The sequence below is a fragment of the Stenotrophomonas sp. CASM110 genome (assembly GCF_049384345.1).
In the GTDB taxonomy this organism is placed as follows: domain Bacteria; phylum Pseudomonadota; class Gammaproteobacteria; order Xanthomonadales; family Xanthomonadaceae; genus Stenotrophomonas; species Stenotrophomonas muris.
In genome coordinates, this window is sequence record NZ_JBMRGI010000020.1 from 22,640 (window position 1) to 44,713 (window position 22,074).

General features: G+C 67.8%; 17 protein-coding genes. 6 read left to right on the top strand and 11 right to left on the bottom strand.

What is annotated here, in order from left to right; all coding sequences use genetic code 11:
* Nucleotides 1-22: 22 nt before the first annotated feature.
* From VG561_RS16480 to VG561_RS16490, 3 genes are read right to left on the bottom strand one after another with little or no spacing between them, the layout of a single operon-like run.
* Nucleotides 23-655, bottom strand: a complete 633-nt coding sequence (locus VG561_RS16480) for a 2-hydroxychromene-2-carboxylate isomerase (RefSeq protein WP_032956588.1) — start codon at nucleotides 653-655, stop codon at nucleotides 23-25.
* Between the two features lie 20 nt (nucleotides 656-675).
* Nucleotides 676-1,938 (bottom strand): amidohydrolase family protein, encoded by a 1,263-nt coding sequence (locus tag VG561_RS16485; RefSeq protein ID WP_014648375.1) that lies wholly within the window; start codon nucleotides 1,936-1,938, stop codon nucleotides 676-678.
* Nucleotides 1,938-3,347 (bottom strand): amidohydrolase, encoded by a 1,410-nt coding sequence (locus VG561_RS16490; RefSeq protein ID WP_401735014.1) that lies wholly within the window; start codon nucleotides 3,345-3,347, stop codon nucleotides 1,938-1,940. The genes VG561_RS16485 and VG561_RS16490 overlap by 1 nt, the downstream gene beginning before the upstream one ends.
* 255 nt (nucleotides 3,348-3,602) lie before the next feature.
* Here VG561_RS16490 and VG561_RS16495 point away from each other — a divergent pair, with 255 nt between their 5' ends.
* From VG561_RS16495 to VG561_RS16505, 3 genes are all read left to right on the top strand, one after another.
* Nucleotides 3,603-6,989, top strand: a complete 3,387-nt coding sequence (locus VG561_RS16495; protein WP_423179803.1) for an autotransporter domain-containing protein — start codon at nucleotides 3,603-3,605, stop codon at nucleotides 6,987-6,989.
* 117 nt (nucleotides 6,990-7,106) lie between these two features.
* Complete coding sequence (locus VG561_RS16500; RefSeq protein ID WP_005419211.1) at nucleotides 7,107-7,883, top strand: AMP nucleosidase; 777 nt, start codon at nucleotides 7,107-7,109, stop codon at nucleotides 7,881-7,883.
* A gap of 43 nt (nucleotides 7,884-7,926) precedes the next feature.
* On the top strand, nucleotides 7,927-8,466 hold the full coding sequence (locus tag VG561_RS16505) for a DUF924 family protein (RefSeq protein ID WP_014648372.1): 540 nt from the start codon (nucleotides 7,927-7,929) through the stop codon (nucleotides 8,464-8,466).
* A 119-nt stretch (nucleotides 8,467-8,585) separates the two neighbouring features.
* Here VG561_RS16505 and grxD read toward each other — a convergent pair whose 3' ends face one another.
* Nucleotides 8,586-9,512, bottom strand: coding sequence for a Grx4 family monothiol glutaredoxin (gene grxD / locus VG561_RS16510; protein WP_032956577.1), 927 nt, complete (start codon nucleotides 9,510-9,512; stop codon nucleotides 8,586-8,588).
* A 59-nt stretch (nucleotides 9,513-9,571) separates the two neighbouring features.
* On the opposite strand from grxD, the gene VG561_RS16515 reads away from it, so the two are divergent.
* Nucleotides 9,572-10,351, top strand: coding sequence for a polysaccharide deacetylase family protein (locus VG561_RS16515; RefSeq protein WP_197574920.1), 780 nt, complete (start codon nucleotides 9,572-9,574; stop codon nucleotides 10,349-10,351).
* Between the two features lie 100 nt (nucleotides 10,352-10,451).
* Here VG561_RS16515 and VG561_RS16520 read toward each other — a convergent pair whose 3' ends face one another.
* Genes VG561_RS16520 through VG561_RS16530 form a run of 3 tightly spaced genes read right to left on the bottom strand, consistent with a single transcriptional unit; the run spans nucleotide 10,452 to nucleotide 13,071 of the window.
* Nucleotides 10,452-11,171, bottom strand: a complete 720-nt coding sequence (locus tag VG561_RS16520; protein ID WP_046432455.1) for a class I SAM-dependent methyltransferase — start codon at nucleotides 11,169-11,171, stop codon at nucleotides 10,452-10,454.
* 4 nt (nucleotides 11,172-11,175) lie between these two features.
* Complete coding sequence (locus tag VG561_RS16525; protein WP_032956572.1) at nucleotides 11,176-11,793, bottom strand: SGNH/GDSL hydrolase family protein; 618 nt, start codon at nucleotides 11,791-11,793, stop codon at nucleotides 11,176-11,178.
* Between the two features lie 3 nt (nucleotides 11,794-11,796).
* Complete coding sequence (locus VG561_RS16530) at nucleotides 11,797-13,071, bottom strand: pyridoxal phosphate-dependent aminotransferase (protein ID WP_046432453.1); 1,275 nt, start codon at nucleotides 13,069-13,071, stop codon at nucleotides 11,797-11,799.
* A gap of 114 nt (nucleotides 13,072-13,185) precedes the next feature.
* On the opposite strand from VG561_RS16530, the gene rsgA reads away from it, so the two are divergent.
* Together rsgA and VG561_RS16540 are read left to right on the top strand one after the other, a co-directional pair.
* A complete protein-coding gene (rsgA, locus tag VG561_RS16535; protein WP_032129866.1) occupies nucleotides 13,186-14,295 on the top strand; it encodes a ribosome small subunit-dependent GTPase A in 1,110 nt (369 codons plus the stop codon).
* A 126-nt stretch (nucleotides 14,296-14,421) separates the two neighbouring features.
* Nucleotides 14,422-15,675, top strand: coding sequence for a flavohemoglobin expression-modulating QEGLA motif protein (locus tag VG561_RS16540; protein WP_075076345.1), 1,254 nt, complete (start codon nucleotides 14,422-14,424; stop codon nucleotides 15,673-15,675).
* Between the two features lie 439 nt (nucleotides 15,676-16,114).
* Here the strand turns inward: VG561_RS16540 and VG561_RS16545 are convergent, their stop codons facing one another.
* From VG561_RS16545 to VG561_RS16560, 4 genes are all read right to left on the bottom strand, one after another.
* Nucleotides 16,115-18,412, bottom strand: coding sequence for a TonB-dependent receptor domain-containing protein (locus tag VG561_RS16545; protein WP_169412036.1), 2,298 nt, complete (start codon nucleotides 18,410-18,412; stop codon nucleotides 16,115-16,117).
* A 227-nt stretch (nucleotides 18,413-18,639) separates the two neighbouring features.
* A complete protein-coding gene (gene phbB / locus VG561_RS16550) occupies nucleotides 18,640-19,380 on the bottom strand; it encodes an acetoacetyl-CoA reductase (protein WP_005419193.1) in 741 nt (246 codons plus the stop codon).
* A 24-nt stretch (nucleotides 19,381-19,404) separates the two neighbouring features.
* Nucleotides 19,405-20,733, bottom strand: a complete 1,329-nt coding sequence (locus VG561_RS16555) for a CitMHS family transporter (protein ID WP_005419191.1) — start codon at nucleotides 20,731-20,733, stop codon at nucleotides 19,405-19,407.
* Between the two features lie 75 nt (nucleotides 20,734-20,808).
* Complete coding sequence (locus VG561_RS16560) at nucleotides 20,809-21,948, bottom strand: OprO/OprP family phosphate-selective porin (protein ID WP_423179809.1); 1,140 nt, start codon at nucleotides 21,946-21,948, stop codon at nucleotides 20,809-20,811.
* Between the last annotated feature and the right edge of the window lie 126 nt (nucleotides 21,949-22,074).

Here is a 22,074-nt window from a genome sequence, read left to right on the forward strand (position 1 = left end):
AGGGAAACGCGGCACGCCCTGTTCAGCGACTGCGCTGCACGGCCACCGGAAGCTCGGCCAGGCGCTGCCATTCGGGCTGCCGCAGCAGATCCGGGTCGGCCAGCACCGCCGCCATCAGTGGGTGGGCGTCGTTGCCCCAGAACAGTTCGCCATCGATGGCCAGGGTCGGCACGCCGAACACGCCGGTTGCAATGGCGGCCTCGGTGTTCCTCCGCAGCTGCTCCTTGACCGCGGGAGTCGCGATGGCGCTGGCGACATCCTCGATCCCCAGCCGCGCGGCTGGTTCGCGCAGGGCCTCGGCGCTGTCGGCGGCATTGCCGTCGCGCCAGATCCAGTCGAACAGCACGTCCACCGCCTGTGCGCTGCCACCCGCGGCCAGGCACAGGCGCAGGGCAGACAGCGGATTGAACGGGTGGCCCGGCGGGAACCGCAGCGGTGTGCCTTCGGCCTGCGCGGTCCACAGCAGCTGGCGGTAGATGAAGCGGCGCTTGGCCGGAATCTCGGCCGGCCCGAGGTTGCCCAGGTGATGCAGCACGGCACCAAAGGCGATCGGCACCGGCTGGATCCGCGGGAACTCGGGCAGCTGCTTCAGCTTCTGCCAATGCAGGTAGGAGTACGGCGAAACGAAGTCGAAATACCAGCGCAGGGTGGCCATGGTGGTGTCCTTCAATGCGGTCAGGGCTGCGCGTTGCGCAGCAGGTAGCGATCGCGCAGCTCGGTCTGGCGCGAGCGCATCGGCATCGCCCGCCCGCCCAGCCAGACCTGTTCGGCATAGTGCGCCACGTCCAGCGGGTCGCCCTCCCACAGCACCAGGTCGGCACGCTTGCCCGGCTCGATGCTGCCGATCTGGTCGGCCACACCGAACGCCTGCGCCGGCACCCGGGTCAGGCCGGCCAGGCCGTCGGCCCAGGGCAGTCCATTGGCCACGGCATTGCCGGCCAGCTGGCGCATCTTGCGGGCGTTGTGCGAGGCGTCGCCACGCTGCACGAACGAGACCGCCACGCCGGCCCGTTGCAGGCGTGCCGCATTTTCCAGGGTTGCACCGATCTGGTCGAAGCTGGCCGGCAGGTTGGACAGCACGTCGACGAACACCGGCACCTGCGCGGCGGCCAGCTCCGGTGCCAGCTGCCAGGCTTCGCTGCCACCGGCAATGGCGATCTTCACCTTCTCGCGGGCGGCCCAGCGCAGCAGCTGGCGGATGTCCGCCGCACGGTCCACCTCCACCACGATGCGGCCCTGGCCGGCCAGGTAGCGGCCCAGCGTGCGGCGCCCGGCCGGGGTCAGCAGCGCATGCGGTGAGTCCGCGGCGACCTGGCCACGCGCCTCGTCCACCATCTGCTGCAGCAGCATCCATTGCGCCGCACGCGAATGCCCGGTCAGTTCCACTGCGGCCGACCCCAGGCGCAGGAACAGCGCGCGCGGCCCGAGGGGATCGGCGCTGCCGTCCAGCCGCATCACACCGCCCTGGCCAGCGACGAAGCCGCCACCGGTGGCGGCCCCCAGGGCGGTGAAGCCGATGCCGTCCAGGCGCGCCACCGGGATCAGCACCGAGGCCGGGTTGTAGGCCAGGGTGACATCGAATTCGGGGCGCAACGGTTGTTCGCCGATCTTCAGCGTGCTGTCGACCGTGCTCGCTTCACCGGAGACTTCTTCGATGCCGATCTCGGTGATGCCCCCGAACAGCGCGGGTGTCAGCGGGCGGCCATCGGCCTCGACGACGTTGGCCCCGGCCGGTGCGGACAGCCCGTTGCCGACTGCGCGGATGATGCCGCCCTGCACCAGTACATCGGCGTGCTGCAGGCTGCCGCGCGCGCTGGCCGTATGTACGGTGGCGTTGCGGACCAGCAGGTCCTGCGCCTGCGCGGCTGCGGAGAGGCAGGCCAGCACCATGACCGTAGCGCCGAGCCATGCCCGGCGACGCTTGTTCAACGCGCCCATCAGTGCACCTCCTGGCCGAGCTGGAAATCGGAACGCGGCGTCGCTGCCGGCGCACTGCGGTCGTACAGGCGGCGGCCGTCGATGAAGACCTGTTCGGCCAGCGCGTAGGAACCGAAGGGGTTGCCGTTCCACACCACTACGTCGGCCATCTTGCCGGCCTCCAGGGTGCCGGTCTGGCCTTCAATGCCCAGCGCTCTGGCGGCATTGGCCGTCATCCAGGTGATGGCATGTTCGGGCGTGATCTCCGGCATGTGCGCGCGGCGCGCGGCGGCGATCACCTTGGCCGCTTCCTGGTTCAGGCGCTGGATGCCTTCGGGCGAATCGGAATGGACGATGGCGCAGCTGTTCTTCGGCCGGTCGACCAGTGCGATGTTCTCCGGAATGCCATCGAAGGCTTCCATCTTGAAGCCCCACCAGTCGGCCCACAGCGCACCGCAGACGCCGTCGGCGGCCAGCCGGTCGGCCAGCTTGTAGGCCTCCACGCCGTGGTGGAAGGCCGCCACCTTGAAGCCGAATTCCTTGGCCAGGTCGAGCATGGTGGCCATCTCGTCGGCGCGGTAGCAGTGGATGTGCACGCGGATGTCGCCTTCGATCGCGCCGGCCAGCGTGTCCAGCTTGAGATCGCGCTTGCCGCCGGCATCACCGGCGCTGTCGCCCTTGTCGCTGCCGAACCAGCCCTTGCGCTTGGCCGGCTTGGGTTTGTTCTTGGCGATGTAGTCGGCAGCATCGATGAAGGCGGCGCGGTAGCCGGCAACGTTGCCCATCCGCGTGGCTGGGGCGACGTTCTTGCCTTCGCCGTAAACCCGTTTCGGGTTCTCGCCGCAGGCCATTTTCAGCCCCCACGGAGCACCCGGGAATTTCATGGCCTGGTAGGTGATGGCCGGCACGTTCTTCAGGGTCACGCCACGGCCACCGACCAGGTTGGCCGAGCCAGGCAGCACCTGCATGCTGGTCACGCCTCCGGCCAGGGCTGTAGCGAAGCCCGGGTCCTGCGGCCACACCGAGTGCTCGGCCCAGACATTGGCGGTGACCGGTGCGGTCATCTCGTTGCCGTCGCTGTGCGCGCCGACGCCCGGGCTGGGGTACACGCCCAGGTGCGAGTGCACGTCGATCAGGCCCGGGGTGACCCACTTGCCCCGCGCATCGATGCGGGTGACCCCGGCATCGGCCTGCAGCTGGCGGCCCACGGCGACGATGCGGCCCTCGCGCAGCAGCACGTCGGCGTTGTCCAGGCGCTGGCCGGTGCCGGTGAGCACGGTGGCGTTCTGGATCAGCACCGGCGCATCGGGATGCGCCCGGTAGGTGCTGGGGTAGGGATCGGCGACGAAGCGCGAGGCGCCCACCGCCGGTGCCGTGCTCAACGAAACCAGCGCCATCCCAAGAGCGGCGCGCAACACCATCGATGCCATGCAGAGATCCCCAACCCACGCGTGAATCCGCCGACGCTATCTGTCGTCGATACCACTTGCCAAGTGACCTTGGGCAGGGGCAGGGGTGGGGATTTTCCTATACAAAAATTCTGAACGAAGCATTAATTTTTTGTGACACCTGCCGCTACCAACGGGTGGGACAGCGAGCGCTGACCCGCCGTGAGGTGTGCTTTCCATTGCTCCATGACGGAGCTGCACCTGAAATATTTCAAGGAATCAAGGACGTAACTGCAGATGATTGTCTTCCCGTCGTATCGCTCCACCGCTTCCCGCCGCTCGATCCTCCCCTCACCCCTGGCCTCGGCCATTGTTGGCTCGCTGCTGATGGCCGCCGCTCTGCCGGCGCTGGCCCAGGACAGCAACGCAGACGCCTTGTCGCGTTACCAGTTCCAGCGCAGCCTGCAGGCCGCGTTTGCCGCACCGGTCCTCACCGCTTCGCCGTCGCTGGCCGTCGCCGCCGCCGATGTGGAAGTCGATCCGGAACCCATCATGGGCAAGCCGGGTGATGCCGCCAGCTGGCGCACCACCGAATTCAACAGCGACTGGGGCCTGCAGGCGATCAACGCCGATGTGGCCTACGCACGCGGCCTGACCGGCACCGGCATCCGCCTGGGCGTGTTCGACAGCGGCACCGGCCTGGACCACGACGAGTTCGCCGGCAAGGACCACCGCAGCATCCATCTGGCCGACGTGCTGGCCGATGGCAGCCTGTGCGCGCGCGAAGTGCTGAGTGGCCCGGACGCCTGCTTCGCCAGCGACGGTGACCAGGTGGCCGTGTCCTACCAGCTGCTCGACCCGGACTATGCCGATCTGCTGGAGCGCAATGGCTTCTACGAAGGCCTGAGCTACAACGTGCACGGTACCCACGTGTCGGGCACCATCGCCGCCAACCGTGATGGCAACGGCACCCACGGTGTTGCCTTCGGCGCCGACCTGAGCGTGGCCCGCCTGTTCTCCAACAGCGCCACCTACCTGTCGGTGGTGAATATCGGCGGTTCCCTGTATCTGGACGAACAGACCATCGCCGCCATCCAGGCCGACGATTCGATCTACCCGCAGCTGTATGCGCAGATGAACGAGCAGGGTGTGCGCGCCATCAACCACAGCTGGGGCCTGGCCAACGAGCCGACCACAGCGGAAGACCTGGACATGTACCAGTCGCACCCGGTGTTCGCCGCCAGTCTGGCTGCGATGGCCGAAGGTTCGCGCAGCAGCGGACTGATCCAGGTATGGGCCGCTGGCAACACCGATTCGCCCAACACTTCGCCGGAAGAAGCGCCGATTGCCGGCATGTATGCCTCGCTGCCGCGCGCCGTCGCCGACGTCGAGCCGTACTGGCTGGCCGTGGTCAACGTCAATCAGGACCTGGAGCTGAGCAACCGCTCGATGCGCTGTGGCCTGGCGGCGAACTGGTGCCTCGCCGCGCCCGGCTCGAACATCAACTCGACCGTGTACGGTCCCGATTCGGTGATCGAAGGTGATTTCTACGATGACAATGGCAACCTGGTGGTGGACATCATCAGCCAGACCCCGTCGTCCGATTACGAGGAACTGAGCGGCACGTCCATGGCCGCCCCGCACGTCACCGGCGCGCTGGGCCTGCTGTTCGAGCGCTTCCCGTACCTGGACAGCGCGCAGGTGCGCGACGTGCTGCTGACCACCGCCACCGACCTGGGTGCTGCAGGCGTGGACGATGTCTACGGCTGGGGCCTGATGAACCTGGCTGCGGCCGTCGAAGGCTACGGCTCGCTGCGCGTGGACACCGAAGTGGTGATGAACCAGAAGGCCGGCGGCCTGAAGGTGTGGGAAGGTGATGCATGGGACGACTGGACCAATGACATCGGCGGCCCGGGCAAACTGACCAAGAGCGGCATCGGCTGGCTGCGCCTGAGCGGCGACAACAGCTTCAACGGCGCGGTGGTGCGCGAAGGCGTGCTGGAACTGGACGGCGTGAACACGCTGACCAGCGCCGTGGACGTGACCGGCGGAACCTTCCTGCTGAACGGCACCCTGCAGAACACAGCGCTGAACAGCCTGGGCGGCAGCAGCCGCATCACCGCCACCGGTGTGCTGGACGGCTCGGACCTGACCGTCACCGGCGGCGTGGTGTCCTTCAACGGCGTGCAGACCGGCGGCAGCACCTTCGTGGGTGAAAAGGGCACGCTGAAGGGCGTGGGCCAGCTGGGAAACACCACCGTGGCCGGCATCATCGCTCCGGGCAACTCCATCGGCACGCTCACCATCAACGGTGACTATGTGCAGACCGCCACTGGCGTGTACCAGGCCGAGGTGGCCCCGGGCAGCCGCAGCGACCAGCTGCACGTGACCGGCACCGCCACCCTGGGCGGCACCCTGGTGGCGCTGCCGGAACCGGGCACCTACTATCTGGGCGAGCAGTTCAACTTCATCCAGGCCGACGGCGGCGTGAACGGTCGGTTCGCCAGCACCGATTTCAGCGCCTTCTCGCCCTTCCTGCAGTTCGGCCTGGCCTACTCCGCCGCCGGCGCGCGCATTGAAGTGACCCGCGGCAACGCGCTGGCTACCGCGGCCACCACCGCCAACCAGTTGGCCGTGGCCACCGTGGTCGACGGTCTGGCGGTCAACCAGGGCCTGCCGCGTCCGCTGACCATGCTGTTCCCGGAACAGGTGGGCAGCGCACTGGACAGCCTCAGCGGCGAACTGCATGCCGCCACCAGCGCGGCCCTGCTGGAAGGCAGCCGCTACGTGCGTGATGCCGCGCTGGCCCGCCGTGCCGGTGCCGCTGCACCGGGTGCCGAAGGCGGCGACGCCACCGGTGTGTGGGTGCAGGCCCTGGCCGGCAGCACCACGCTGGACGGCAACACCAACACCGCCCGCACCGAAGCCAACAGCAACGGCCTGCTGGTCGGTGCCGACCGCGAGTTCGGCGGCTGGCAGGTGGGCGTGCTGGCCGGTACCGGCCGCACCGACGTGAAGCAGGGCGAAGGGCGCCGTGCGAGGTCGAAGGTGGACAACACCCACTTCGGCGCCTACGCCAGCCACAACTGGGGCGGTTTCGGCCTGCGTGGCGGCCTGGCATGGAGCGAACACGATGTGGACAGTACCCGTGAGCTGGCGTTCGCCGGTTACAGCGACACCCTGAGCGCCCGCTACGACGCGCGTACCCGCCAGGCCTTCATCGAAGCGGCCTACCGCTTCGGTGGCCGCGAGGCTGGCCTGGAGCCGTACGTGCAGGTGGCCCGCGTGGAAGTGGACACCAAGCACGTGAACGAGCGTGGCGGTGCTGCGGCCCTGCAGGGTTCGGTGGACGACGTGCGCACCACCCTGGCCACGGCCGGCGTGCGCTTCGACAAGGGCTTGAAGGCCTCGTTCCAGCAGGACAGCTGGTTGCACGTGCGCGGCGCGGTGGCGTACCGCTACGCCAGCGGCGACCGCAACCCGTCGGCCCGCCTGGGCTTTGCCACCGGCGGTGACAGCTTCGTGGTCAACGGTGCACCCATCGCCGACAGCGCGGTGGTGGCCGAACTGGGCCTCTCGGCCTGGCTGACCGCCAAGCAGCAGCTGGAACTGGGCTACAGCGGCCAGTTCGGCGACGAAAGCCGCGACCACGGTGCCAACCTGCGCTGGTCGGTGCGTTTCTAAGCCACCGGCTCCCGCAGGGAAACCAGGAGGGGCGGCCGTTGGGCCGCCCCTTCTCTTTGTGTGGCAGGGCAGGCGCAGCGTTGCCTACAATGGCGCCCCTGCAGAACCGGACCGGGCATGAAGAGCAAACAGGAAATCGTCGACAACTGGCTGCCGCGTTACACCGGCGTTCCGCTGGACCAGTTCGGCCAGCATATCCTGCTGACCAATTTCGGCGGCTACCTGCACACCTTCTCCGCGCTGACCGGCGCCCCGGTCATCGGCCTGGACCGGCCGATGGCCAGCGCCACCATCGATGGCATCACCATGATCAACTTCGGCATGGGCAGCCCCAATGCCGCGATCATCATGGACCTGCTGTCGGCGGTGATGCCCAAGGCGGTGCTGTTCCTGGGCAAGTGCGGTGGCCTGAAGCGCAAGAACCAGCTGGGTGACCTGGTGCTGCCGATCGCAGCGATCCGCGGTGAGGGCACTTCGGGCGACTACCTGCCGCCGGAAGTGCCGGCCTTGCCGGCGTTCGCGCTGCAGCGTGCGGTCTCGACCATGATCCGTGATCTCGGCCACGACTACTGGACCGGTACCGTCTACACCACCAACCGCCGGGTCTGGGAGCACGACGAGGCGTTCAAGGAGCGGCTGCGGGCGATGCGCTGCATGGCCATCGACATGGAAACCGCCACCGTGTTCGCCGCTGGCTTCGCCAACCACATTCCCAGCGGCGCACTGCTGTTGGTGTCGGACCAGCCGATGATCCCCGATGGGGTCAAGACCGAGGCCTCCGATGCCAAGGTCAGCTCCCAGTTCGTGGAAAACCATATCCAGATCGGTATCGAGGCGCTTAAGCTTATCCGGCGCAACGGCAAGTCGGTCCGCCACCTGCGCTTCGACGAATGATGATGATGGCCTGGCGCGGCGCGCCGGCCCTGGGGAGTAGGTGATGGACGTTGCCGCGCACGTGGTGGAATTCTGGAAAGAGGCGGGCCCTGCGAAGTGGTTCGCCCGCGATGATGCGTTCGACGCGCAGTTCCGCCAGTTGTTCCTGGATGAGCATTTCGCAGCCGCCTCGCGCGCGCGCGAACACTGGCTGGGCAGTGCCGAGGGCGCACTGGCGCTGATGCTGCTGCTGGACCAGTTCCCGCGCAACTGCTTCCGCGGTAGCGCCCATTCCTACGCCACCGATGGCCTGGCCCGGCACTACGCCATGCGCGCCATCGAGGAAGGCCTGGACCTGCAGCTGGTGCCCAAGCTGCGCGCCTTCATCTACCTGCCGTTCGAGCACTCCGAGGATCCGCTGGACCAGGACCGCTCGGTGGCGATGTTCGACGTGCTGGGCGACAAGGAATACCTGCAGTACGCCGAGCTGCACCGCGACATCATACGCCGCTTCGGTCGCTTCCCCCACCGCAACGCCGTGCTGGGTCGCATTCCCTCACCGGAAGAACTGGACTACCTGGCCGAAGGCGGTTTCGCCGGCTAAGAAAAAGGGGACGGAGGGAATTAAGTCGTTTTTGCCACAAACGACTTAATTCCCTCCGTCCCCTTTTTAGGGGGCAGATCGCCTTTCCGCAGGAAAGGGCTCTGACCCCGGGCCTTCAATCAGTACTTCGGCACGCCGTTGTCGACGTCTTCCGACCAGGCGTTGATGCCGCCGGTGACGTTGAACACCTTGGTGAAGCCCAGGGCGCGGAACTGCTCGGCGGCCTGCGCGCTGCGGCCACCGTGGTGGCACATGAAGGCCAGCGCGGTGTCCTTGGGCAGGGCTTCCAGCGCGGCGCGGCCGTTGCCGTCGAAGGTCTTGAACGGCACGCCCACGGCGGCGATTTCACGCTCGTCGGCCGGGCGCACGTCCACCAGGGTGATGTTGCCGGCACGCACCAGGTCGTCGGCATCGCGCACGCTGATTTCCTGCACCGGCTTGGGCGCATTCGGGTTGTCGATGGCCAGGCCCTTGCCGCGGATGTCGTCCACCCAGTCGATGGTGATGCCGTTGGCGCGACGGGCGCTGGCCAGGTCGAACTGCACGCGCAGGCCGTTGGACTCGGCGGCGATGGCGCCTTCGTCGTGCGGGGCCAGCTGGAAGTTCGGCTGGAAACCGGCGTCGATGGACAGCTGCAGAGCAGCGCCCGGGGCATCGGCCAGCGCGCCCTTGAGCATTTCCACGGCCGCCGGGGTGACGGTGATGCTCGGCGGGGTACGGTCCGGCGCGGCCAGGCCCAGCACGCTGCTCAGCTCGCCGCTGGCAGCCATCTGCAGCACGATGTCGCTGCCGCCGACCAGTTCGCCGTCGATGTACAGCTGCGGAATGGTCGGCCAGTCGCCATAGGCCTTGATGCCTTCACGGATTTCCTGGTCGGCCAGCACGTTGACGTGGGCGAACTCGACGCCGAGGTCCTGCAGGGCGCCCACGGCCTTGGCCGAGAAACCACACTGCGGCATCGACGGCTGGCCCTTCATGAACAGCACGACGCGGTTGGCGTTGAGGATGGATTCGATGCGCGAACGCAGGGCGGGATCGAGGGACATGGACGTCGGGGTTCCGGGAATTCGAATCATCAATTCTACCCCTCATGGCATCATGGGGGATGAGCAACGCAGGAACATTGCATCGCATCCCGACCCGGCCCTGGCGCTGGCTGCCCTGGCTGGTGGCGTCGCAGCTGGCCGTGATCCTGGTCTGGGCCCTGGCCGGCTGGCACTGGGGGCTGCCCGTGATGGTGGCCAGCCACGCACTGTTCCTGGTGCCGGTATTCCTGCCCAACAGCCGCTTCTACGCGCCGGTGCTGAGCCGGATCGGAGAGGCCGGAAACAGCGTCTGGTTGACCATCGATGACGGTCCCGGCCCGGAGACCCGTGCGGTGCTCGACCTGCTGGACCGCTACCAGGCCCGCGCCACCTTCTTCCTGGTGGGCGAGCGTGCGCTGGCACAGCCGGAGCTGGTGCAGGAGATCCTGCGCCGCGGCCACGACCTGGGCAACCACAGCCACAGCCATCCGCAGGCGCGCTTCTGGCGGCTGGGCCCGGCAGCGATGCGTGCCGAGATCGAGGGCTGCCAGCATGCGCTGCAGGCGGTAAGCGGCCGCCCGGTGCGCTGGTACCGTTCGGTGGTGGGCATGACCAATCCGTTCGTGGCGCCGGTGCTGAAGGCGCTGGGACTGGTGCGCGTGGGCTGGAGCGCCCGTGGCTACGACGGTGTCGGCTGCACGCCGGAGGGCGTGCTGTCGCGGCTGCTGCCGGACCTGCGCCCGGGCGCCATCGTGCTGCTGCATGAGGGGGCCGCCCACGGCCACAACCTGGCGATCATCGAACGCGTGCTGCAGGCGCTGGACGAGCGGGGGCTGAAGGCGCGGCTGCCGGTTCCGTAACGCCGGGCCCTGGTGGTGTAGAGCAGCCGAGCATGGGCTCGGCGCTACAAGGGTTGCCGATCATCCTGTAGCGTAGCGCCGGCACATGCTGCACTCGGCGCTACAACGCGGGGCGTTCGGCCACCAGCAACCAGCTGTTGAACGGCGTGCGCCCGTGCAGGGGGCGCGGGGCCGTCACTTTCAATCCGGCCTCGGCCAGTGTCGCCTGCAGCACCTGCGGGTCGGGGTAGTGGCGCGGCCGCGTGCCCATCCAGCCGACCAGCCAGGCCAGCCGGTCCGCCACCCGCGTGGTGCGGTCGCGGCCATCGCCGGTGGCCAGTGGCGTGCGCAGCAGCAGGCGGCCGCCGGGAGCGACCCGCATACTGGCCTCACGCAGCAGTGCCTGCTGTGGGCCCGCGTCCAGGTACTGCAGCACATCCAGCAGCAGCACATGCCCGGCCTGCGCCGGCAGCGGCGCCTGCACGTCCAGGCAGTCGAAGCGCACAGCGGGCAGGCCGGTGGCGGCACGCTGGGCGCGGGCGATCTTGCCGGCATCCACGTCCACGCCCCGGTAGGGCTGGGAGCCACCGCGCTGGCGCAGCACGTGGGCGAACAGGCCCAGCCCGCAGCCCAGGTCCAGCACGGGTTGCCCGTCGCCAGGCAGGTGCTGCAGCACGCCGTCATACAGCGGGTCGCTGCCCAGCTTGCTGCGGGTGTAGTAGTAGTCGCGGCGGCTGGCCCAGGCGTGTGCGGGGCGGAATGCCTCGGCGATCGCGCGGGCCTGCGCGGCGCTCAAGGGTGTGCAGGGCAGGGGCGGGCCGTTCCGTGGCGTGCCATCCATCGGGTCAGTCCGTTCCGCCGAGCAGGTGGGCGGCGACCGGCAGCGCGCGCGCGCTCCACAGCGCGTACATCCGTGCTGAAGGGTGCAGGCCGTCGTCGGCGATCATCGCCGGGTCGCCACCGTGGTCACGGCTGATGTCGGTGATGTCGACGAAGGCCACGCCCTGCTGGGTGCAGATCACTTCAGCGGCCGCATTGAATTCGTCGGTCTCGATCTCGATCGCGGCCAGGTCACGGCCGCTGCCGATACCGAACGGCGTCGCGCCCCAGTCGGGGAAGGACAGCACCAGCACACGCCCGGGGCGGCCACCGGCAAAGCCGATCGCCCGCTGCAGCAGGGCGTGGAACTGTACGCGGTACTCGTCCAGCGGCCGGCCGCGGTACTGGTTGTTGACGCCGATCAGCAGGCTGACGAAATCGAACGGGCCCTGCGGCGCGGCCGCATCGATGCCGGCGTCCAGCTCGTCGGTGGTCCAGCCGGTGGTGGCGATGGTCTGCGGGTCGGCCAGCGCCACATCCTGCGCACGCAGGGCGGCGGCCAGCTGGTGTGGCCAGCGGCCTTCAACGGCAACGGCTTCTCCGATGGTGTACGAATCGCCCAGCGCCAGGTAGGACAGCGCCACGGCTCAGGCCACCGAACGGCGCGGCTTCAACGGTACGACCTTGGTCGCGTCCTCGGCACGGCGGGCCAGCACGCGGTCGATGCGGGCGAACACATCGCGCATCACCGAGGCTTCCGGCAGCAGGGTCACGCGGAAATGATGGCGGTAGGGCACGTTGAAGCTGGAACCCGGTACCACCAGCACGCCTTCATTGTTCATCAGATCCAGCGCGAAGTTGTGGTCGTCGAAGCCCTTGGCGGCGGCACCGACCACGGCCGGGAACGCGTACAGCGCACCGGCCGGCGCGACCAGCGACAGGTGCTCACTGGCTTCGCAGGCTTCGATCACCGCGCGGCGGGTTTCATACAGGCGGCCGCCCGGGGTGCACAGTTCGGAGATGGTGTCCGGGCCGTTCACTGCGGCCTCGATGGCGTACTGGCCCGGCACGTTGGCGCACAGGCGCAGCGCGCCGAGCAGGTCCAGCGCAGCGCGGAAGTCGCCCAGGCGCGCGTCGTCGCCGCTGAGGTGGGCCCAGCCCACGCGCCAGCCGCAGGCACGGTGCACCTTGCTCAGGCCACTGAAGGTCAGGCACGGGTGGTCGCCGGCCAGCGGCGCGACCGGCTGGAATACCGCATCGTCGTACAGGATCTGGTCGTAGATCTCATCGACCAGCAGCAGCAGGTTGTGGCGGCGCGCGATCTCGACCACGCGCTCGAGCAGTTCACGCGGGTAGCTGGCGCCGCTGGGGTTGTTCGGGTTGATCAGCACGATGGCGCGGGTGCGCGAGGACACCAGCGTCTCGATCTCGCTCGGGTCCGGCTGGAAGCCGTTCTCGGCGGCGCAGCGGTAGTACACCGGGCGGCCATCGTTGAGGATGGTCGAGGCCGACCACAGCGGGTAGTCGGGTGAGGGCACCAGCACTTCGTCGCCCGGGTTGAGCAATGCGCGCAGCGACAGGTCGATCAGTTCGCTGACGCCGTTGCCGACGAACACACGGTCGGGGTGCGCATCCGGTGCGCCACGGCGGGCGTAGTACGCCGCGATGGCTTCGCGTGCGACCGGCAGGCCCTGCTGGTGGGTGTACGGGTCGGTGCGGCCCATGTCATCGGCGATCGCGCGCTGCAGGTGCTCGGGCGCGCGGAAACCGAAGTTGCCCGGGTTGCCGATGTTGAGCTTGATCAGCTTGCGGCCCTGCGCCTCCAGCTCCCGGGCTCGCCGCGCCAGTTCTCCGCGGATTTCGTAGCGCACTTCGGAAAGGCGCTCGCGGATGGCCAGGGGCTTGGGCGAGTTGGTGGACATGGGAGCTGGGCCGTCAAAAGGCATGGGGCTTCCATCCTACCGGAATTGCTGCAATGCATGGCAGGGGCGCCGGGCCCGTCATTGCTGGGCTGGCAGGGCATCGGCACGGGTAGAATGGCGGCGATGACCCAGACCCCCGATTTCATCGCCCTGCAGACCATTGGCTGGCCCTGGCCGGGCCCGGCGCAGCAGGCCGACTGGCAGGCCGCGATGGCCGCACATCCGCAGGCCCGCCCGGCGCGGGTGATCGAACAGCACCGCACCCACTACGTGGTGGCCGATGGCCCGGATGCGTCGATCAAGGCCGAATCGCTGCCGGAATGGCAGCGCCCGCGCTTCCCCAGCCACGAGCGGCCTGCAGTGGGCGACTGGGTGCTGCTGGACGGCATCCGCATTGTCGCGCTGCTGCCACGCCGCACCGCGATCAAGCGTGGCGCCGCCGGCGAGCACTACCACCAGCAGGTGATCGCGGCCAACATCGACACGGTGTTCATCGTCTGCGGCCTGGATGCCGACTTCAATCCGCGCCGCATCGAGCGCTACCTGCTGCTGGTCGGCGGTGGTGGTGCAGAACCGGTGGTGGTGCTGACCAAGGCCGACCAGACCGAGTACAGCGAGGATGCGCTGGCGGTGCTGGAAGAGCTGGAGATGCAGGGCATCGCGCTGCATGCGATCAACGGCCTGGATGCCGACAGTGTGGCGGTGCTGCAACCGTGGCTGGGCCCGGGCCGCACGGTGGTGCTGGTCGGTTCCTCCGGTGCCGGCAAATCCACGTTGACCAACACCCTGCTTGGCGAGCAGCGGATGAAGACCAACGCGGTGCGCGCCAACGATTCGCGTGGCCGCCATACCACCACCCACCGCGCGCTGATGCCGTTGCCGACGGGCGCCTGCCTGATCGACACCCCGGGCATGCGCGAGCTGAAGCCGACCGGCGAAGAGACGCTGTCCGAAGGTGGCTTCGCCGACATCGAGGCGCTGGCCGCACAGTGCCGTTTCAACGACTGCAAGCACCAGCAGGAACCCGGCTGTGCGGTGCGGGCGGCGATCGAGGCGGGCGAGATCGAAGAGAGCCGGCTGCTGAACTACTTCAAGCTGAAGGAAGAAGTGGCTGCCGCTGCCGCCAAGCTGGCGGTACGCCAGGCCGAGACCGCGCAGGAGCGCGGCGGCAAGAAAGGCAAGGGCCAGCAGTTCCGCCCGGCAGGCAAGCCGCGTAGGCGGTAACAAGGCAGCCGAGCATGGGCTCGGCTCTACAGCTGGTCCGCGGTGGAGTCATTTCATGTAGCGCCCGAGCCAATGCTCGGGCGGCGGCGCACCGCGCCGGGCACGGCAGGGCGTTATAGTCCGCGCATGGAACCGACTGCGACGCTGGACCGTGATGTGGCCCACCATGCAGCGCTCGATGCGCGCCTGGTCGAGGCCGTGGGAGGCATCCGCCTGCTGGGCCTGACCAGCTGGCCGGCCACGCTGCAGGCACCGTTCCTGGACAGCGTGGCGCGCGGCCAGCCGGTGCTGCCGAAGGTGGATTACCCACGGCTGGACTTCAGCGAAGAACGTCGCGCGCTGGCCGCGATCGCCGCCGACTGCGACGACACTCATCCGCTGGGCCACTACGTGCGGCAGTCAGCGCAGAGCTGGGACCTGGCCGCGCAGCTGCTGGAAGGACTGGGCACCGCCGCCGTTGATACCTGTTCGGTGCAGCTGTTCGGCGCCCCCGAGCAGCCGCTGCCGGGCAATGGCCCGAGCACGCGCGACGCGGCGCGCCACTTCATACAGATTGCCGCCGAACTGGACCACGAACTGCTGGCGCCGGAAGAGCAGGTGCCGGTCTCGGCCATCGCCCTGCAACTGCAGCTGCAGAATGATCTGGATGCGTTCTTCGAATCGCGCATCATCCAGGTGCAGCTGGATCCGGAGCTGGTGTCCAAGGCCGCCGCCGGCCCGACCCGCATCCGCCTGCGCACCAGCGCGCGCTTCAGCGCCTACGACCGCGCGCAGTTGTTCCACCACGAAGCGCTGGTGCATTCGCTGACCGCATTGAATGGCCGCGGCCAGCCGGTACTGCCGAGCCTGGCGTTGTCCTCGCCACGGGTAACGGCGACCCAGGAAGGGTTGGCGACCTTCGCCGAGCAGATCACCGGCAGCATCGACATCGAGCGCCTGAAACGCATCAGCCTGCGTACCGAAGCGATTGCGATGGCACGCGAAGGCGCTGATTTCATCGAAGTGTTCCGCTATTTCTGCGATGCCGGGCAGAACGCGGAAGAGAGTTTCGCCTCGGCCCAGCGCGTGTTCCGTGGCGTGCCGCCGAGTGGCGGCCTGGCCTTCACCAAGGACACGGTGTACCTGCGCGGCCTGGTATCGGTGCACACCTTCTTCCGGCACATGCTGGCCGAGGACCGCCTGCAGGTCTGCCGCTGGTTGTTCGCCGGCAAGATGAGCCTGGCCGATGCGATCGCGTTCGCGCCGCTGTTCGAGGCGGGGGTGCTGAAGCCGCCGCGCTGGCTGCCGCATTGGGTGAGCCGGGCGAACGGCCTGGCCGGCATGCTGGCGTTCTCGCTGTTCGCCAACCGGATACGGATGGACCAGCTGGCGCCGGAATGAAATGCGTTGGCGGATCCTCCTGCGCCTGCCTGCTATCGGCTGGGAGGAGGCGGGGCACCCTGGTCAGGACACGCAAAAGCCCCTCCATGGTGCTCGATGGCGCCATCCATGGCGCCAACGGTCCTGACCAGGGTGCCCCGCCTCCTCCAGACAATTTCCTGCGGGCGCGGCAGCAGGTCCACCAGAGGGATTGCGTTTGAGAAGTTTGAAAAGCAAAGCGCCGGGCAATGCCCGGCTCTTTGCTTTTGCTCTTGCTTTCCATTGCCTCCGCGCCGGCGCTGGGAATTGTCGAGCGCGGGTAGGCAGGCCCATGCAGGACCGTTGGCGCCATGGATGGCGCCATCGAGCCCCCAAGGACGGGTTTACGGCGTGTCCTGCATGGGCCTGCCTACCTGCGCCATGCAGGAACAGTCAATGCGCCGCAGCGCCCGCTTCTGACTTAGAACTCCGCCGCCACCGTCATGAACAGCTGCCGCGGCGCACTCGCATGGATCGCATAGCGCGTGCCCTTCGGATCAGTCGGTGCGAACGAACTCAGCTGGCCGGCGTAGCGCTTGTTGGTCAGGTTGGTCGCGTTCAACGACACCCGCACGTTGCGCAGGCCCAGGCCCGGGCCGAAATCGTAGCCCGCACCGGCGTCGAAGGTGGTCACGCCCGGCACCGACTGGTCGTTGGTGTAGGTGTAGTAGCGCTTGCCGGTGTACTTCGCACGCAGGCTGGCGAAGAAGCCGTCGCGGTTCCAGCTGATCTCGCTGGAGGCCATGCGCTGCGGCGTATCCACCGTGATCTTGCCGGCCACCGGAACGATCGCACCGCCCGAGGTGTAGTCATCCTCGTAGGTGGTCTTGTTCCAGGACAGCGCGTTGTACCACTGCAGGCCATCAATCGGCTTGAGGATGAAGGTCAGTTCCGCGCCATGGCTCTTCACCGAACCGACGTTGATGAAGCGCGTCACGCACTCCGGGCGCGTGCCGACTTCGATGCTCGAACACGGGTTCAGCGACAGCAGGCGGTTGTCGAACTTGACGTTGTATGCAGCGATCGAGGCCTGGTACTTCTCACCGAAAGTGCGGAAGCCGGCTTCCAGGCTCTTGGACTTCTCCGGCTCCAGCCCGGCGCTGGCCGCGAACGATTCCGGCGACACCTGCAGCGGGCCGCCGCTGCCACCGCCGACGAAGGCGGCGATGTTCTCGGCGTAGGAGGCGAACAGCTCGTTGTTGGCGTTGAGCTTGAAGCCCAGGCCTACCTGCGGCAGCACCGATTCCTTGGCGGTCAGTGTGCCCGACGCAATGCGGGTTTCAACGCCGGGCTGCGCGGTGGCGCGCATGCGGGTGTTGGGGCTCTTGATGCCCACGTCCACGGTCAGGCGCTGGTCCAGGAAGCGCATGCGGTCCTGCACGTAGAACTGGCGCGTGCGGATGTCGAAGTCCTGGTTGAACAGCAAGCGGTCGGGGTTCTTCAGGTACAGGTCGTCCAGGAACGGGCCGCTGATGTAGTAGAAGTTGCGCGACACGTTATGGTCGTTCTGCTCGTACCACAGGCCGGCTTCCAGCTCGTGGATGCCCACCGTCCACGACAGCGCGGCGGTCAGGCCATCGCGGTTGATCGTGTAGTTGGTGCTGCGGATCGAGATCGGCAGCATCCTGTCGGTACCCGGGTAGGACGGCTGGCCCGGTGCCCACCAGTGGCCCTGGCCACGGTTGTCGTGGTGGTAGGCCAGCAGCTTCAGGCGGCCCTGCTCGCCCAGGCGCAGGTCGGCATCGACCGAGTACAGGTTGTCGTCGCGCAGTGCACGGCTCTGATAGTACGCATCGTCGATGCTGTTGACGCCGCCGCTGAACTTGCAGCGCGCCTTGTTGTAGGTGCCAGGCGCGCAGTACGCGGCGGCGACGGCGCGATCCCAGTCCGGCGCGTAGATGTTCCAGTCATACCCCAGTCCGCGTGCCAGCATGTCCTTGGACAGGTAGGCATAGTTGGCCTGGCTGGCGCGCGAGGTCGCCACGAACGCACCGAAACGGTGGTCGCCAACGTTCCACACTGCCTTGGCATTGAACTGGCGGGTGGTCTGGTTCTGGTACGGCGCGGCCCACATGTCCTGGTCCTGGTGCACGCCGGACACATAGGCCGAGAAGCCGTTGAGGTCGCCGGTGTCCACGCGCAGGTAGCCGCGGCGCTGGTTGTTGTCGCCGACGGTGACGCTGGCGCGGCCACCGAATTCGGTGGACGGATCCATCGAGAAATACTGGATGGTGCCGCCCAGGTTGCTGGTCGAGGCCACGCCCAGCGAACCAATGCCCTGCGACAGTTCGGCGCCGGCCAGGTTCTCGGCGATGATCGCGCGGGCGATGCTCAGGCCGTTGTAATTGCCGTAGCTGTTGTCGCCCAGCGGGATGCCGTCCAGCGTGTAGCCCAGGCGGCTCTTGTCGAAGCCGCGCAGGCTGATGGTCTGCGATTCCTCGTTGGCGCCAAAGGCATCGTTGGACTGCACCGACACGCCCGGAAGGCGATCGAGGATCTTCTGGCCACTGGTGCCCGGCGGCAGCACCTGCTTGTCCACGGCAGTGATGCGCTGCACCTGGCGGGTCTCGCCCTGGCCGATCACAGAGACGGTATCCAGCGTCTGCGCGCTCAGCGCGGCATCGGTGCTGGCGCCGGTATCGGCGGTGGTGGCGGCATGGGCGCTGGCAGCGGCGGAGAGCACGATCGCTACGGCGATCGTCAGGTGTCGGGTCTGCATGGTGGTCCGTTGCATGGGGGGTGATCACCGGCACGCGTGCGCGGTGCAGGGCCACTATGCGAACGGAACATGAAACCTTCTTTACGGAAAACCAACGAATGGTGCAGGGCACCCGCGCAGGTCCCGCAGCCGGATGAAAAAGGGGCCGGATTCCCTTCGCAAGCAAAGGTTCACCGGCCCCGCGCACTCCGTGGGGGAGGCGGTCCACGCGCAGCGTGGAGACTGGCTTACCCCATGTACAGGCCACCGTTGACCGGATAGTCGGCGCCGGTCACGTACGAGGCTTCATCCGAGGCCAGCCAGGCGCACAGGCCGGCCACTTCCTCGGGGCGACCCAGGCGGCGCACCGGCACCGAGGCCGCCAGCCGGTCCAGTACATCCGGCGGGAAGCTGCTGATCGCCTGGCTGGCGATGTAGCCCGGCGACAGCGTGTTGACGGTGACGCCGCGCGAAGCCACTTCGGCGGCCAGCGCACGGCTGAAGCCATGCATCGCGGCCTTGGCGGTGGCGTAGTTCACCTGGCCGATCTGGCCCTTGTGGGCGCTGACCGAGCCGATGTTGATGATGCGGCCCCAGCCCCGCGTGGCCATGCCGTCGACCACCTGCTTGGTCAGGTTGAACAGCGCATTGAGGTTGGAGGCGATCACCGCGTTCCAGTCCTCCACCGTCATCTGCCGGAACAGCAGGTCGCGGCTGCCGCCGGAGTTGTTGACCAGTACATCGACCTCACCCACTTCGGCGCGGACCTTGGCGAACGCGGCGCTGGTCGAGGCCCAGTCGGTCGCGTTGCCTTCGGAGGCGATGAAGTCGAAGCCCTGTTCGCGCTGCTCGCGCAGCCAGTTGGCCTTGCGCGGCGAGTTCGGCGCGCAGCCGGCAACCACGGTGTGGCCGCTGCGGGCCAGGCTCTGGCAGATGGCAGTGCCGACACTGCCCATTCCACTGGTGACGTAAGCGATTCGAAGCGTCATTGCAGAAGGCTCCTTGGCAAAGGGTCAGGCGGCGAGGGGATACAGGCCGAACAGCAGGCTGCCGATCATCAGCAGCATCGAGATGGCGATGGCCCACTTCAGGGTGAACTTCTGGTGGTCGGCGAATTCGACCTTGGCCAGGCCCACCAGCAGGTAGGTGGACGGCACCAGCGGGCTGAGCAGGTGCACCGGCTGGCCAGCCAGCGAGGCGCGCGCCATTTCCACCGGAGTGATGCCGTAGTTGCCGGCGGCCTCGGACAGGATCGGCAGCACGCCGAAGTAGAACGCGTCGTTGGACATGAAGAAGGTGAACGGCATCGACGCCACCGCGGTGATCACCGCCAGGTACGGGCCCCACGACTCCGGAATGACCGCCAGGAAGCTGTGCGACATCGCTTCGACCATGCCGGTGTTGTTGAGGATGCCGGTGAAGATGCCTGCGGCGAAGATCAGCGACACCACCGACAGCACGTTGCCGGCGTGGTTGACCACGCGGCGGCGCTGCTCGGCCAGGTTCGGGTAGTTGATCACCAGGGCGATGGCGAAGCCGACCATGAACAGCACCGGCATCGGCAGCACGCCGATGATCAGCGCGGTCATCAGCGCCACGGTCAGGGCCAGGTTCACCCACAGCAGCTTCGGCCGCTTGATGTCCTCGGCGTCTTCCACGGTCGGCAGCGGATTGCTGTCATCGGACACGCTGTTGTCCATCCAGCTGCCGCCCTTGGGCAGGGTCACCACGCCGAGGCGACGGCGTTCCTTCAGGCCCAGGTACCAGGCCAGCAGCAGCACGCCGGCACAGGCGATCACCATCGACGGGATCAGCGGCACGAACACATCGGCCGGGTCCACGTGCAGCGCAGTGGCCGCGCGTGCGGTCGGGCCGCCCCACGGGGTCAGGTTCATCACGCCGCCGGCGAGGATGGTCACGCAGGTCATGTTCAGCGCGTTCATGCCCAGCCGCTGGTACAGCGGCAGCATCGCCGAGACGGTGATCATGTAGGTGGTCGAACCGTCGCCATCGAGCGAGATCAGCATCGCCAGCACGGCGGTGCCAAGCACGATCTTCATCGGATCGCCCTTGACGAAGCGCAGGATCACCCGCACCAGCGGATCGAACAGGCCGGCATCGATCATCACCCCGAAGTAGAGGATGGCGAACATCAGCATCACGCCGGTCGGCGCGATCTTCTTGATGCCCTCCAGCATCATCTCGTCGATGCCGGCACCGAAGCCACCGATCAGCGCGAACAGGATGGGAATGGTGATCAGGGCGACGAGCGGCGACAGGCGCTTGCTCATGATCAAGTACATGAACGTAATGACCATGCCAAAGCCGAGGATGCTCAGCATCATCTGCGGACTCCTTGCGAAAACAGGACGTGGGGAGTGGAAGGGGCCGGGCGCCGCGCGCCCGGAATGTCAGGCCTAGAAGTCGTACTGCAGGCGGCCGGTGACCGCGCGGGTGCGGTCCACCGTGACCCCGGCCAGGCGGTCGCGGTTGCGGCTTTCGATCACGTTGAGCATGAAGCGCAGGTTGTCGCGCAGGTACCAGTTGCCGCCCAGCGTCCAGGCTTCGGTGCTGCCGCGGCGCAGGTCCGGCGCGCCATCAAGGTGCTGCGCGCCCCACATCTGGTCGTAGCGCAGCGCCACTTCGAATGCACCGGCCTTGTGGCGGATGTCCTTCACCCGCGCGAAGCGTCCGGTCTTGCGGTCATAGGCGCGGCTTTCGCCGGTGACGAACCAGCTGAGCATGCCGTAGGCGGCCATCACGTCGCCGCGCTGGGCGCCGTCATCGAAGGTGGCGCCACTGAACTCGCCCTGCCACGACAGCGGGCCGCGCACCTGCGCGTATTCCAGCGACCACTTGTTGACGTCGGTATCGCGGCCGGCGGAGAAGTCGACCAGGGTCAGGCGGCTCTCGTCGGACAGGTGGCCGGCCGGGCGCGGACGGATGCGCAGGCCGGGCACGCCATTGGCGCCGGGGTTGTCATACGCCTCGCGGGCCAGCGACAGGCCCAGGTGCAGCACGTCGCCGTCGCTGGGCGAGGGCGCCCAGGTGACGCGACCACCCGCCGCGCGGCCCTTCACCTGCCAGGCGTCGATGCTCTCCAGGCTGTAGAGGCTGGCCGCCCAGGTGAAGTCGCCCGGGTTGGCCTGCCAGGACGCACTCAGGCGGTACAGCGGCGCCAGCGTGGTGCCGGCGTTGCCGCGCTCCAGGAAGCTGCCGTAGTTGGAGCTGGTACGGTCATCCAGCGAGAAATACTGCTTGAACTGGCCCACGGTCAGCTTGCCCGCCTTGCCGAAGCTGCGGGCCAGGTAGACATCCTTGGCCTCGACGCGGTCGCCGGAGAAGTCGGCTTCCAGCTTGTAGTCGACCACGAAGAACTTGCCGGACACATCGACCCAGGCGCGGCGGATCTCGGTGTCATCCTTGTTCGGCGTTCCGCGGTTGTCGTTGTCGAAGGTGGCGAAGTCCAGGTGCAGGCGGCCCCCCAGGGTGGCGGTGACCGGACGGTCGTCTTCGGCGGCGAAGGCCGGCACCGACAGGACAGCCAGCGCCATCATGGCGGCAGGACGCCGCCAGGCAAACGTGAATTCCACAAACCCTCCCAGGTGCGCGCCAGGCGCGCGGCAATCGTGGGCACCGGACGGTGCGCGGCCGCAGTCTGGGTCGGGCAAGCTGTCATCGTC